This is a genomic window from Caulobacter sp. DWR3-1-2 (assembly GCF_049896225.1).
Lineage (GTDB): Bacteria > Pseudomonadota > Alphaproteobacteria > Caulobacterales > Caulobacteraceae > Caulobacter.
On record NZ_JAFCTW010000001.1, the window covers coordinates 70,744 to 83,677 of the forward strand.

Below are 12,934 nucleotides of genomic sequence, written 5' to 3' on the forward strand. Positions count from 1 at the left end.
CACGCCCTTAGGGCAGGTCTCGAAGATGAGGAAGCCGCCGCAGTGCGGCGCATCGCAAGGGAAGATAGCCATGAAGAGTCTGATCGGTGTCGTTGCGGGCGTGGCGCTGCTCTCCGGCGCTTCGAGCGCCCAGGCCGCGCGAGACTTCGTCTGGGCGACGGGCTCGTCGACAGTCCATCCGTTCGCGCTCCGCGTCGCCGAGAACACCACGCGCAAGACCGGCGGCAAGATCGCCAAGATCGAGAGCACCGGCACCGGCGGCGGCTTCAAGTCGTTCTGCGGCGGAACGGGCGAGCGCTTCCCCGACATCGCCAACGCGTCGCGACCGATGAAGAAGGCGGAGTTCGAAGCCTGCAACGCCAACGGGGTCACCGGCGTCGTCAAGCTGAAGATCGGTTTCGACGGCGTGGTGGTCGCGGTTGACGACAAGGCCCCGGACTATGGCTTCACCGTCGAGCAACTCTATCTTGGCCTGGCCGCCAACAGCCTTCGCGGCGGCCAGTTCGTCGCCAATCCCTTCCAGACCTGGAAGGAGGTGTCGCCAAGCCTGCCGGCGCGCCGATCCGCGTCTATGGACCGCCGCCCGGCTCAGGGACGCGCGACGCCTTCGTCGAACTGGCCATCGAGGCGGGGGCAGGGAAGCTGCCGGCCGGGCAGGCGCTACGGGCGAAGGATCCGGCCGCTTTCCGGGCCAAGGTCGATCCGCCCCGGCCGGACGGAGCCTGGACCGACGCCGGCGAAAACGACAACGACATCGTCGAGACCATCGAGCGCCGCCCTGGCGTGCTGGGCGTCTTTGGCTACTCGTTCCTGGCTCAGAACGACCATCTGATCAAGGCGGCTAGCATCAACGGCGTCAAGCCGACCCCGCAGACGATCACCAACGGCAGCTATCCGCTGTCGCGGGCCCTCTACATCTACGTCAAGACGGCCAATCTCGGCGATACGCCCGGATTGAAGCCTTCATCGCCGAGTTCGTGTCGGATTCGGCGGTGGGGCGCGGCGGATACCTCCAGCAGCGCGGACTGGTGCCGCTTCCACCAGCGCAACATCAGGCAGTGAGGGCCGCGGCCGTTTCGGCCCGGCCGATGGCCGCGCCCAAGGAGTGACGGGCAGGTTGGTGCGATGGGTCTCTCGCCGGCCGGCTAGGTCGTCATCTTGATGAGCATGGCGCCGGCGACGCACAAGATCACGACGGCCAGCGGCGGCGCCTTCCAGCGCTCCAGGAGCAGGAACCCGGTCGCCGCGATGGCGACGTCGCGTCCGTCGCGGATGGCGCTCGTCCAGATGGGGTCATAGAGCGCCGCCGCCAGCACGCCGACCACGGCGGCGTTGACCCCGGCCAATCCTCCCTTGGCCGCCGGGTGTCGGCTGGTCCAGCTCCACAGCGGCACGCCCGCCAGTACGAGCAGCATGCCCGGGAGGAAGATGAAGACGGTGGCGACCAGGGCCCAGAGGGCGGTCGTCATGGCGCCGTGCGGGGACCCGGCCGCCGCGCCGAGATAGGTGGCGAAGGTGAACAGCGGGCCCGGGACGGCCTGGGTCGCGCCATAGCCGGCCAGGAACCTGTCCTCGCTCAGCCAGCCTTGCGGAACGAGGCTGTCGTGCAGCAGCGGCAGGACCACGTGGCCGCCGCCGAACACCAGGGCGCCGGCGCGATAGAACACCCCCATCAGGTCCGTCGTCGAACCCGGGGCGAGGCTGCCCAGCCAGGGCAGGCCGACGAGCAGCGCGATGAAGACCGCGAAGGCGGCGACGCCGACGCGCCGGCGCACGGGCAGGGCCGGCGGCGACGGCGGCAGGTCCACACCGCGGCAGAGGATCACGCCGCCGATGGCTCCCAGCGCCAGGGCGACCAGTTGCAGCGCCGCGCCGCCGACCACCAGCAGAAGGGCGGCGGCGACCAGGGCCAGGCCGGCGCGCGGCAGGTCCGGGCAGAGCTTGCGGGCCATGCTCCACACCGCCTGGGCGACGACAGCGACAGCCACGAGCTTGAGGCCATGCAATCCCGCCAGCGTCAGCGGATCCTTCAGGGCGGGGGCGACCAGGGCGAACAGGTAGAGCGCCAGGGCCGAGGGCAGGGTGAAGCCGATCCAGGCGGCCAGGGCGCCCAGCCAGCCGGCCCGCTTTAGGCTGATCAGGGCGCCGACCTGGCTGCTGGCCGGGCCGGGCAACATCTGGCACAGCGCCACCAGGCCCGCATACTCGTCGGCCGACAGCCATTGGCGGCGCTGGACATAGGCGCGTTCGAAATAGGCCAGGTGGGCGATCGGTCCGCCGAACGAGGTCAGGCCCAGGCCCAGCGACACCGCCAGGACCTCGAAGGCCGATCGTCGCGGCGCGGGCGACGCCACGGGCTCCGCCGTCGTCATGCCCGGCCTTCCGCCGTCAGGCCGGGGCCTGGTCGTGGACCTCGCGCACCAGTTCGCGCACGCGCAGCTTGGCGATGGCGAGCGCCTCCAAGCCCAAGGGCGTGGCCCGATAGAGCCGCCGGAAGGTCTTGCCGATCTGTTCCTTGCGCGAGGCCAGGTAGCCCTTGCGTTCCATGCCGTGCAGCATCGGGTAGAGCGTGCCGGGGCTGAGCTTGTAGCCGTGGTGGCCAAGCTCCTCGATCATCCATTGCCCGTAGATCTCGCCGTCGGCGGCGTGATGCAAGACGTGCAGCCGGATCAGGCCGGCGAGGAGATCGTGGTGTTCCAGCACGCAAGGTCATTCCGTTGACAGATCCACGAAATCGGATATCGATAACGAGGGCCGTAATAGGCGCGGTCGAGACCCTTGTCACGGCTTGTTCAAGCCGTTCGAGCCCCCTCGCGCACCTTACAGGACAAGCGCGCGATGAGACCAGCCACACCTTCCCCAACTCGTTCGCCGTCCCGCCGCGCCGCCTTCGCTGCCACCGTCGGTCTCGCCGCCGGCGCGGCCCTGCTGCTGCCGGGATGCACCAAGGGAGAGGATAGGGACAAGAAAAGGCGAGGGCGGGGTTTCGGCCCCCTCAGGTGAGGAAGGCGTCGACCCTCACCTCCGGCGGTCCAGCCGTCATCCGCCCGACCACCCTGGCGGCGTTGAAACCCGCGTCCACGACCGTGCGTAGAACGGCGTCGGCGTCCTCGGGGGCGACCGCGATCAGCAGGCCGCCGCTAGTCTGCGGATCGGCGAGCAAATCCCGCCGCCAGTCCGGCGCGGCGGGGGGAATCTGGACTGCCGCGCCATAGCTGGCCCAGTTGCGAACGGCGGCTCCTGTGCGGACCCCCGCCTGGGCCAGGGCCGCGACCTCGGGAAGCAGGACCGGCGCGTCGGCGTCGAGTTCGGCGGCGAGCCCAGCGCCGCGGCACATCTCGAGTAGATGGCCCAGCAGGCCAAACCCGGTCACATCGGTAACGGCATGGACCCCGGCGATCTCCCCCAGCACCGAGCCGACGGTGTTCAACTGGGTGGTGGTGGCGATCAGGGCCGCGTAGCCCTCGGCCGACAGGCGCTGCTGCTTGAACGCCGCGCTCAGCACGCCGACGCCCAAGGCCTTGGTCAGGATCAGAACGTCGCCGGCCCGCGCGCCGCGGTTGGACAGCACGCGGTCGGGATGGACCAGACCCAGGGCGACCAGGCCGTAGATCGGCTCGACGCTGTCGATGGAGTGGCCGCCGGCGATCGGTACGCCGGCCGCCGCGCAGACCGAGGCCCCGCCGGCCAGGATCGCGCCGATGGTCTCCAACGGCAGCTTGTCGATGGGCATGCCGACGATTGCCAGGGCGAAGATCGGCGTCGCCCCCATCGCATAGACGTCCGATAGCGCGTTGGTCGCGGCGATGCGCCCAAAGTCATGGGGATCGTCGACGACGGGCATGAAGAAGTCGGTGGTGGCGACCAGGGCCTGCTGGTCGTTCAGCCGCCAGACCGCGGCGTCGTCCGAGGTTTCGGTTCCCACCATCAGGTTGGGAAACAGGCCGGCGGCCGGCGATTGGGCCAGAATCTCGCGCAGCACGGCGGGCGACAGCTTGCAGCCGCAGCCGCCGCCGTGGGCCAGGGAGGTCAGTCGAACGGGATCGGGCAAGCGGACGGCTCCTGCAACATCGCCACCACGATCCGGGCGAGTCTTCTCGCGGGGACCTTACGATTCCCCGGCGCGTCGCGCATAGTCGCCGCTGAGAAAAGCGATGATGACGAGACCCGACAGGATGATGATCGACCCGTGGCGGACCCTCAGGCGGACATGAAGCCGCTTCAGGTCCTGAAATCCGCCGATCCCGCCGCGCTCGCGGCCTATGACCAGATCATCGATGTGCGCAGTCCCGGCGAGTTCGCCCAGGACCATCTGCCCGGGGCGATCAACCTGCCGGTGCTCGACGACGCCCAGCGCGCAGAGGTCGGAACGATCTACGTCCAAAAATCGCGGCTGCGCGCCAACCGGATCGGCGCGGCCCATGTGGCGCGCAACATCGCCCATCACCTGGAGACCAGTCTCGCCGACCGACCCGAGGACTTCAAACCCCTGGTCTATTGCTGGCGCGGTGGGCAGCGGTCCAACGCCATGGCCACCATCCTTCAGCGGGTTGGCTGGCGGACGGCGGTGCTGGAGGGCGGCTACAAGACCTATCGTCGCTGGGTGCAGGCCAGACTCTATGACGCGCCCTGCGATCTGGACCTGGTCCTGCTGGACGGTGACACCGGCTCGGCCAAGACGGCGATCCTCAACGATCTGGCCCGCCTTGGCGTGCAGACCATCGACTTGGAAGGCCTGGCCTGTCATCGCGGCTCGCTGTTCGGGGCGGTGGCCGGCCAGCCGCAACCGGGTCAGAAGCTGTTCGAGAGCCAACTGATCGCGGCGCTCGACGGGCTCGATCCAGCGCGGCCGGTGGTCGTGGAGGCCGAGTCCAGCAAGATCGGCAACCGCGTCGTGCCGCCGATGCTATGGGAGGCGATGCGCCGGGCGCCGCGGATCGAGGTCACCGCGCCCCTGCCGGAACGGGCGCGCTACCTGGTCGAGGCCTATGGCGATATCGGCCACCAGCGCGAGGCGCTGTTGGCGATCCTCGAGCGCCTGCCGATCCATCCCAGCCAGAAGCGGCTCGCGGCTTGGCGCGAGATGGTCGAGGCGGGAGCCCTGGCGGATCTCGCCGAAGCCTTGATGGCCGCCCATTATGATCTGGCCTATGCGCAAGAGCGTCGAAAGTCCCAACACGCAATCTTAGCCAGCCTCGCTCTCGATCGGCTGGATCCTGCCGCGCTGGACCGGGCTGCGGCCAGGATTCTCGAGATCATCACCGCCCGCGTGTGTTCGCGCGTCGCCGGAGAGACCTGAGACCACAATGGCGGGTTATCGCCGGCGGATACGGCAAGGTCGGCTTGCGGAAGCGCTAGGCTCGCCTGTCGTCAGACCGCCGCCCGCGATGCGACAGTCGAGTGGGGATCAGGCCGCCGTTCTGCCAGCTAGGACGTCGTGAATCGATTCCGGGCGGAGGTGGGTGTAGCGCTTGAGCATCTTCCAATCCTTGTGGCCGCTGACCAGAGCGGCCTGTTCGATGCGCAGGCCCAGCTCGAACAAACGGCTGGTGCCCTCGTGGCGGAGATCGTGGAAGCGGAGGTCGTTGATCGCCAGCTTGGCGCAGGCCCGTGTGAAGGCGGCGCTGATCGACTTGCCGTTATACGGGAAGATGCGTTGTTCGGCGTTGCGCCGAAGCTCGCGCTGCACCTCGATCAAGGCCACCGCGTCGAAACCAGACGCGGCCAGGAGTGGGATCCTCTGGTCGTTGCCGGCCTTGTTTCGAGGGTCCTTTCGGTCCCGAATGATCAGCATCTTTGTGCGGGCCAGATAGTCGTCCCAAACGATGCGACAGATCTCGTCTTGGCGCATGGCTGTGGCGATGGCGAACTTCATGATCCGCGACATCGGCAAGCTCAGGCGGTTCATGGTGTCGAAGTAGAGGAACAGCCGCTCGAGTTCCTCGTCGGTGGGACGTCGATCACGCTCGTTGCTCTTGCCGATCAGGCCGAGGTGGGTGAGGGCGACACGCGCCACATCCACCTGGTCGGGCTTGGTCTCAATGTCATGTAGCGCAGCGACGCTGATCAGGACGGTCTTGATCGTGCCGATATACATGCCCACCGTCACGGGACCCGCGCCGCCCTTGGCGCGGCGCTTGCCAAAAGCGATGAGCGGAAGGCGGTCCAGTTCGGCGAACTTCGACTTCCCGACCGGATCGGCCTTCAACATCTTAAGCATGTCGAGCTTGGTTCGACCGATCTTCTTGCCGACCGACTTGAGGTCTTCGATATGCAGATCGATCAGGTCAACCAGGGTCCGCTTGTCCGCGATACGGGTGGACTTGGGCTTGCCGCCCCGATCGATGGTGCTCTCGGCCGCCGTGGCCCAACGCCGCGCGTCCTCGCGCCGGTGGAAGGTCTCGCTTATATAGCGCCCCTTGCGGCGGACAACGGCGCGCCAGGACCCGGACGGGAGCTTCACGAACGTGGCCAATTTTCGTGTACTCCCTGTGTACAGTGAGGCGTCGTACCGTGGCGAAAAGTGGCGTGTTTCAGCGTATTTTAGGTGTACACGCCGCCTATCTAACTCTTTGAATGTACGTTAAAAATGCAGCAATTTCAATCACATAGATTCTCTTGTGCGCCTATGATGGACTGGAGCGACCGTCACTGTCGGTCGTTGCATCGCGTGCTGTCTCGCCGGATGCTGCTCTATTCGGAAATGGTCACCAGCGGCGCCGTGCTGAACGGCGATCGCGAAAAGCTCCTCGGCTTCGACGATGGCCAGCATCCGGTGGCCCTGCAGTTGGGTGGTTCCGACCCCGCCGACCTGGCGGCCGCGGCCAAGATTGGCGAGGACTTCGGCTATGACGAGATCAATTTGAATGTAGGCTGCCCATCTGACCGCGTGCAGAGTGGCCGGTTCGGCGCTTGCCTGATGCGCGAGCCGGCGCTGGTGGCCGACTGCATGGCGGCGATGGCGGCGGCGGTGTCCGTGCCGGTGACGGTCAAGTGTCGGATCGGCGTCGATGACCAGGATCCGGAACAGAGCCTGTTCGAACTTGTCGATTTGTCGGCGAAGGCTGGCGTTTCGACCTTCGTGGTCCATGCTCGCAAAGCCTGGTTGAAGGGGCTGTCACCCAAGGAAAACCGCGACGTACCGCCTTTGGACTATCCATTGGTCCATCGCCTGAAGGCCCAGCGCCCGGACCTCACGATCATCATCAATGGCGGGGTCCCCGATGTGGATGTTGCATTGGCGCAGCTTGAGCTCGTGGACGGGGTGATGCTGGGCCGCGCGGCCTATCACGAGCCGGGCCTGTTGGGTCAGGTCGACCGGCGGGTGTTCGGCGAAGGGCGAGTTATCGACGCCTTCGAGGCCGTCGAGCTTTACAAACCTTATATGGCCAAGCAATTGGCGACGGGCGTGCATTTGGCGGCCATGAGCCGGCACATGCTGGGTCTGTTCCACGGCCTGCCGGGCGCGCGGGCCTGGCGCCGGATACTCACGGTCGAGGGGGTCGGCCCCGACGCGGGGCTGAACGTCGTCGATCGGGCGGCGGCCGCTGTCCGCCAGGCGATGGACGCCCGCGAGGCGCGCTTCGCCGAGAGGATCGCGAGCTAAGCCCTACGACCGCAGGACCAGCGCGCGCGGCGTGGCTTGGAAACTGGAGAGGCGGCCCAGATAGCTCATGCCCAGCAGCGACGTGTCCAGGCCGTGCTCGATGACCATGGCGTCGACGTCGTGAACCTGCGCGCCGGCCACCGCCACGCTGGCCAGCTTGACCGAAGCGGCCCGGGCTTGGCCGGACGCGGTCATCACCGTGTAACGATAATCGAGCTTGCGGACGTCGATGCCCAGGCGCTGGGCGTCGGTCTGGCTCAGGGCGACCGTGGTGGCGCCCGTGTCGATCAGGAAGCGAATAGCGCGGCCATCGACCTTGGCCTCGGCCCAGAAGTGGCCGTCTGGACCCTTGACGATCTGGGCCGCGCCGTCGTCGATGGAGGCGGTAGCAGGGGCCGAGCCGCGCAGGTCCGGCTGGCGCAGATCATCCAGCGATACGACGGCTTTCGCCGCCCCGACCGCAGAGAGCGCGCCTACGATCGCGATGGTCACGAACTTGAGCATCGAAGTCACCCCGCCATACAGGCTTGCTGACCGTTTCTACGGCCGTTGAGGGGAGAATAGTCGCGAATGGGTTTTCAACCCGTGAATCGACAGATACGCGACCCATTGTAGTTAATTAAACAATAATCTTACTGCAAGTTAAAAAACCGTAATACTGTTGTTGTGTGAGATTACACTTAGGTAATGTGCAATATGACTTCGATTTAACTTAAGTTCTTGCGCAATTCGCGGCAAATGCCTCGCGGCAAGTAAATGTTTATCGAGGAACACCGCCATGCATAAGATCATCGTCGCGACCGTCGTCGTTTCCGCTCTGGCGGGCGCCGCCCAGGCCGGAACCAGCAACTATGAATTCCTGCAAGCCGCTCGCTGCCGCGGCCTGGCCGCGTCGGAAGGGCTCGGCAAGTTGGACACCAGCAACATCGACACCTTCCTGAAGCAGGAAGGCAGCGCTCGCGAACTGCCGGTTCGCGTCTCGGCCGGCAACAAGATCACCGCCGCCCAGAAGGAAGGCGACAAGGCCCAAGGCTCCAAGAAGGAAAAATTGCTGGCTGAACGCTCGGGCGCCTGCTCGGCCTGGCTCAACGCCTCCGCCGCGAACTAGGACGTTCAAGGCGAACCCAGGTCGGCCGTCAGGCTGGCCACGGGGTCAGGGCGCAGGGGCAGGGCGGTCATGATCGCCGCCCGCTCCTCGTCGCTCAGGCGCGCCCACCCGGCGATCTCCGGAAGGGTTCGTCTGCATCCCAGGCAGACCCCGGTCCGCCCGTCCACCGCGCACACCTTCACGCAGGGTGTCGCGATGGGGCGGGGTGGAGAGGATGGAGCGGCCAAGGTCATGGTCAAAGTTCGCCCCTCCTGCCGGTCGGCGCAAGAGGCGACCCGGCGAACGCCCTTGCATCGGGCGCGGGCTGGCTTAAGTCCGCGCCCATGACCACTTCTCCATTCGACGACATCCGCAAGCTGGCGGCCGACGCGCCGTCCGCGCCAATCGCCTGCGCTCCCCCCGGCGGCGATCGCCTGGCCGAGCTCTCGACCTGGCTGACGGCCTGGACCGGCAAGACGCCGCCTGTCGTGCTGCGTCCCGTGGTCGCCCTGTATGCCGGCGCGGTTCAGGGCGTGGGGCCGAGGGGTTACGCCCGAGCTCGCCTGGAGGCCGTGGCCTCGGGCGGGGCCAATGTATGCCGTATCGCTGGCGCTCAGGGGGCGGGACTGGAAGCCTTCGACCTGGCCGTCGATCGTCCGACGCCAGATGCGGCCTCAAAAGCCTCGATGAGCGAGAAGGAGTGCGCCGCGACGATGGCGTTCGGTATGGAGGCCCTGGCCAAGCAGCCAGATCTGCTGATCCCAGGCGTCATCGCCGCCGAGACCGTGCGTACCGCCGCGACTATCGCCTTGGCCCTGTTCGGCGGAGACGCCGCCGACTGGACCGAGGCGCCCGAGCCGGTGGCCGCCGCCGTGGCCCGCGCCGCCGCTGAGGACGATCTGTCCGATCCTCTGCAAGTCCTGCGTCAGCTCGGTGGACGCGAGACCGCCGCCCTGGTCGGCGCGATCCTGGCGGCCCGGGTGCAGAAGATTCCGGTTCTGCTCGATGGTTACGCCGCCTGCGCCGCGGCCGCCGTGTTGCATATGATCGATCCGGCGTTGATCGCCCACTGCCAGGCCGCCCACGTCGGGACGGCAAAGGGCCATGCGCGGCTGCTCCAGGTCTTGGACAAGCGGCCCCTGATCGACCTGGACATCGTCGAGGAGGAGGGGGTCGGCGGTGTCACCGCCCTGGCCTTGGTGCGGCTGGCCTGCGAGGTCCGGTAGCCATTTCCGCTCAAAACTGATCGTTGTTTACGTTGACGCTAAGGTCATCTTTCCAAACGCGCGTTCGAACCCTATTGTGACTCCCGACAGTCAAGACGGCCCCTTGAGAGGCCGATTTCCCGGGAGCCCGCCATGAACCTCGATTTCTCGCCTGAAGACGTCGCCTTCCGCGACGAAGTCCGGGCGTTCATCGCCGAGAACTACCCCGCTGGCCTGCGCGAGAAGCAGGAGGAGGGCGAAGAGATGGCCAAAGACGATTTTCTCTCGTGGCACCGCATCCTGGCCAAGAAAGGCTGGGTCGCCCCGGCCTGGCCGGAAAAATTCGGCGGCCCGGGCTGGACCTCGGTGCAGCGATACATCTGGTCGGAAGAGACCGCTCGCGCCGACTGCGTGCCGATCCTGCCGTTCGGAATCAACATGGTCGGCCCGGTGATCTACACCTTCGCCACCCCCGAGCAGCAGGAACGCTTTCTGCCGCCGACCCTGTCGGGCGACATCTGGTGGGCTCAAGGCTATTCGGAGCCGGGCGCGGGTTCGGATCTGGCCAGCCTGAAGACCAAGGCCGAGCGTTTCACTGGCGACGACGGCAAGGAATACTACCTGGTCAACGGCCAGAAGACCTGGACCACCCTGGCCCAGCACGGCGACTGGATCTTCTGCCTTGTCCGCACCGACCCGGTGGCCAAGATCCAGGAGGGCATCTCGTTCCTGCTGATCGACATGAAGTCGCCGGGCGTGACCGTCCGTCCGATCATTACCCTGGGCGGCGAGCACGAGGTCAACGAGGTCTGGCTCGAGAACGTCAAGGTGCCGGTCGAAAACCGCATTTTCGACGAGAACAAGGGCTGGACCTGCGCCAAGTTCCTGCTGGCCCACGAGCGTTCTGGCATTGCCGGCGTGGCGCGCTCCAAGCGCGGCATCGAGCGAATTCGCCAGTTGGCTCAGACTGAACTGGGCGATGACGGCCTGCCACTGCTGACCGACCCGGCGTTCAAGCGCAAGGTCGCCGACCTGGAGATCGACCTGACGGCCCTGGAATATACCGAGTTGCGCACCCTGGCCGGTGAAGCGGCTGGCAAGGGCCCAGGTCCGGAGTCCTCGGTGCTGAAGATCAAGGGGACCGAGATTCAGCAACGGATCACCGAGCTGGTGCTTGAAGCGGCCGGCCATTACAGCGCGCCCTATTTCCGCGGCTTCCCGAAGGACGGCGACAACGCCCATCCGATCGGCCCGGACTTCGCTCATCGCGCCGCCCCGACCTATTTCAACGTCCGCAAGACGTCGATCTACGGTGGCTCCAACGAAATCCAACGCAACATCATCGCCAAGATGGTGCTGGGACTCTAAGGCGGCCGGCGCGGAACAGGTCGATGAACCCGCATGGGCCGGTCCTGGCCGCCATGATCGCGGTCGCTCCGTTCGGAGCGGCTCGCGACGCCATTGGGGGCGAGGTTCTGGAAGCCGCCGCGAGGGCGATCGGCCCTGGCGTCGTGACCCATACACGGCTGGCCCCTGGTCAAACGCCGGTGCTCGTGACCTTCCTCGGCCGCCCTGGAGATGTTCTCTGGAGCTCAGGCGAGGGCGCTCAAGCCGGTTGGCGCGGCGATGTCCGCTATCTCGGCGATGAGCAGGGCCCGTCGCGGTTCGAGGCGACCCAATTTTCCGCGAATGGGGAACCCTCGCCGAGGATCGGCTTCCTGGCGAAGACGCCTGGACGCGTGATCCTTCCGTTTAAGGATGCCGACGTCTTCCTAATAGTCGAAGCCGTTGAGCCAGATGGTCTGAAATACCATCTGGAAGCGGTGCTCAGAAACGAACAGATCGTAGACGAATAGTCTTCAGAGGAAACCCAGGGATGGACTTCAACTTCACCGAAGAGCAGTCGATGGTCCGCGACACCGTCGCGAGCTTCCTGCAGGACAAGTACAACTTCGAGACCCGCCGCAAGATCGTGGCCTCGGAGAGCGGCTGGCGCGCCGACTACTGGCAGGCCTTCGCCGAGGAACTGGGCATCTTGGGCGCCTCGTTCAGCGAAGAGCTGGGCGGCCTGGGTGGGGGCGCCATCGACAACATGATCATCATGGAAGAGTTCGGCAAAGCCCTGGTCATCGAGCCCTATGTGGGCACGGTGGTGATCGGCGGCGGCTTCATGAAGCACTCGGGATATGCCGGCGCGACCAGTGTCATCGAAGGCATCATCGCCGGCACGACGACCATTGCCTTCGCCTATGCCGAGCCGCAGGGGCGCTACACCTGGCAGGACCTCAAGACTACGGCCAAGAAGGACGGCGCGGGCTATGTGCTGAACGGCCACAAGGCCGTGGTGGTGGGCGCGCCATTCGCCAGCCACCTGTTGGTCACCGCCCGCACCGGCGGCGGCCAGCGCGACACCGGCGGCGTGTCGGTGTTCCTGGTCGACAAGACCCTGCCGGGCATCGTCACACGCGACTATCCGACGGTGGACGGCGGCCGCGCCTCCGAAGTGTTCTTCGAGAATGTCTCGATCCCCGCGGACGCCTTGATCGGTGAAGAGGGTAACGGCCTTCCGCTCGTCAGCAAGGTGCTGGACGAGGCCACGGCCGCTGTCGGCGCCGAGGCCGTGGGCCTGCTGCGCAAGCTGCACGAGGGTACGCTGGACTACGCCAAGCAGCGCAAGCAGTTCGGCACCGCGATCAGCAACTTCCAGGTGCTTCAACACCGCATGGTCGACATGTTCATCGAGGTCGAGCAGGCCGTTTCGATGACCTATATGGCCACCATCAAGCTGGACGAAGGCGACGACGAGCGGGCCAAGGCCGTCTCGGCCGCCAAGGTCCGGATCGGCCGGGCCTGCAAGTTCGTCGGCCAGAACGCCATCCAGATCCACGGCGGCATGGGCATGACCGACGAGCTGGCCATCGGCCACTATTTCAAGCGCGCCTCGATCATCGAGGGCCTGTTCGGCTCGGTCGATCACCACCTGAAGCGCTATGAATCACTGTCGTTCGGCAAGGCGGCCTGACCGCCGTTCACGGA

At 66.4% G+C, this 12,934-nt stretch carries 13 protein-coding genes and 1 pseudogene; 8 read left to right on the top strand and 6 right to left on the bottom strand.

The annotated features are described in order from the left end of the window. The first annotated feature begins 70 nt into the window (after nt 1–70). Nucleotides 71–1,109: pseudogene (locus ACP696_RS00440) on the top strand (substrate-binding domain-containing protein). Nucleotides 1,110–1,145: 36 nt separating this feature from the next. Here ACP696_RS00440 and chrA read toward each other — a convergent pair. The 3 genes from chrA to selD all read right to left on the bottom strand — a co-directional run bounded on the left by chrA (nt 1,146) and on the right by selD (nt 4,051). Beyond that, nucleotides 1,146–2,372, bottom strand: coding sequence for a chromate efflux transporter (gene chrA, locus ACP696_RS00445; protein ID WP_426011752.1), 1,227 nt, complete (start codon nt 2,370–2,372; stop codon nt 1,146–1,148). A gap of 16 nt (nt 2,373–2,388) precedes the next feature. Continuing rightward, nucleotides 2,389–2,703, bottom strand: coding sequence for a PadR family transcriptional regulator (locus tag ACP696_RS00450; RefSeq protein ID WP_426011751.1), 315 nt, complete (start codon nt 2,701–2,703; stop codon nt 2,389–2,391). Nucleotides 2,704–2,995: 292 nt separating this feature from the next. Further along, on the bottom strand, nt 2,996–4,051 hold the full coding sequence (gene selD, locus ACP696_RS00455; RefSeq protein WP_426011750.1) for a selenide, water dikinase SelD: 1,056 nt from the start codon (nt 4,049–4,051) through the stop codon (nt 2,996–2,998). A gap of 159 nt (nt 4,052–4,210) precedes the next feature. Between selD and mnmH the strand changes: the two genes are divergently transcribed. Continuing rightward, nucleotides 4,211–5,299, top strand: a complete 1,089-nt coding sequence (mnmH, locus tag ACP696_RS00460) for a tRNA 2-selenouridine(34) synthase MnmH (RefSeq protein WP_426011749.1) — start codon at nt 4,211–4,213, stop codon at nt 5,297–5,299. Between the two features lie 108 nt (nt 5,300–5,407). On the opposite strand, the gene ACP696_RS00465 is transcribed toward mnmH, so the two are convergent. Further along, nucleotides 5,408–6,463, bottom strand: a complete 1,056-nt coding sequence (locus tag ACP696_RS00465; RefSeq protein ID WP_426011748.1) for a site-specific integrase — start codon at nt 6,461–6,463, stop codon at nt 5,408–5,410. Between the two features lie 126 nt (nt 6,464–6,589). On the opposite strand from ACP696_RS00465, the gene dusA reads away from it, so the two are divergent. Continuing rightward, complete coding sequence (gene dusA, locus ACP696_RS00470) at nt 6,590–7,606, top strand: tRNA dihydrouridine(20/20a) synthase DusA (protein ID WP_426011747.1); 1,017 nt, start codon at nt 6,590–6,592, stop codon at nt 7,604–7,606. A 3-nt stretch (nt 7,607–7,609) separates the two neighbouring features. Here dusA and ACP696_RS00475 read toward each other — a convergent pair whose 3' ends face one another. Then, complete coding sequence (locus ACP696_RS00475; RefSeq protein WP_426011746.1) at nt 7,610–8,110, bottom strand: TIGR02281 family clan AA aspartic protease; 501 nt, start codon at nt 8,108–8,110, stop codon at nt 7,610–7,612. Between the two features lie 274 nt (nt 8,111–8,384). On the opposite strand from ACP696_RS00475, the gene ACP696_RS00480 reads away from it, so the two are divergent. Then, complete coding sequence (locus tag ACP696_RS00480; protein ID WP_426011745.1) at nt 8,385–8,714, top strand: hypothetical protein; 330 nt, start codon at nt 8,385–8,387, stop codon at nt 8,712–8,714. A gap of 5 nt (nt 8,715–8,719) precedes the next feature. Here ACP696_RS00480 and ACP696_RS00485 read toward each other — a convergent pair whose 3' ends face one another. Further along, the gene (locus ACP696_RS00485; protein WP_426011844.1) at nt 8,720–8,947 is read right to left on the bottom strand and encodes a DUF1289 domain-containing protein; all 228 of its coding nucleotides are present in this window, start codon (nt 8,945–8,947) and stop codon (nt 8,720–8,722) included. A gap of 90 nt (nt 8,948–9,037) precedes the next feature. Between ACP696_RS00485 and ACP696_RS00490 the strand changes: the two genes are divergently transcribed. The 4 genes from ACP696_RS00490 (at nt 9,038) to ACP696_RS00505 (ending at nt 12,920) form a co-directional block, all read left to right on the top strand. Next, complete coding sequence (locus ACP696_RS00490) at nt 9,038–9,919, top strand: nicotinate-nucleotide--dimethylbenzimidazole phosphoribosyltransferase (protein WP_426011744.1); 882 nt, start codon at nt 9,038–9,040, stop codon at nt 9,917–9,919. 132 nt (nt 9,920–10,051) lie between these two features. After that, nucleotides 10,052–11,266 carry an acyl-CoA dehydrogenase family protein gene (locus tag ACP696_RS00495; RefSeq protein WP_426011743.1) on the top strand — a complete coding sequence of 405 codons (1,215 nt, stop codon included), beginning with the start codon at nt 10,052–10,054 and terminating at the stop codon, nt 11,264–11,266. A 23-nt stretch (nt 11,267–11,289) separates the two neighbouring features. Then, entirely contained in the window at nt 11,290–11,754 is a 465-nt protein-coding gene (locus tag ACP696_RS00500) for a hypothetical protein (RefSeq protein ID WP_426011742.1), read from the top strand. Nucleotides 11,755–11,774: 20 nt separating this feature from the next. Beyond that, entirely contained in the window at nt 11,775–12,920 is a 1,146-nt protein-coding gene (locus tag ACP696_RS00505; protein WP_426043358.1) for an acyl-CoA dehydrogenase family protein, read from the top strand. Nucleotides 12,921–12,934: the final 14 nt, after the last annotated feature.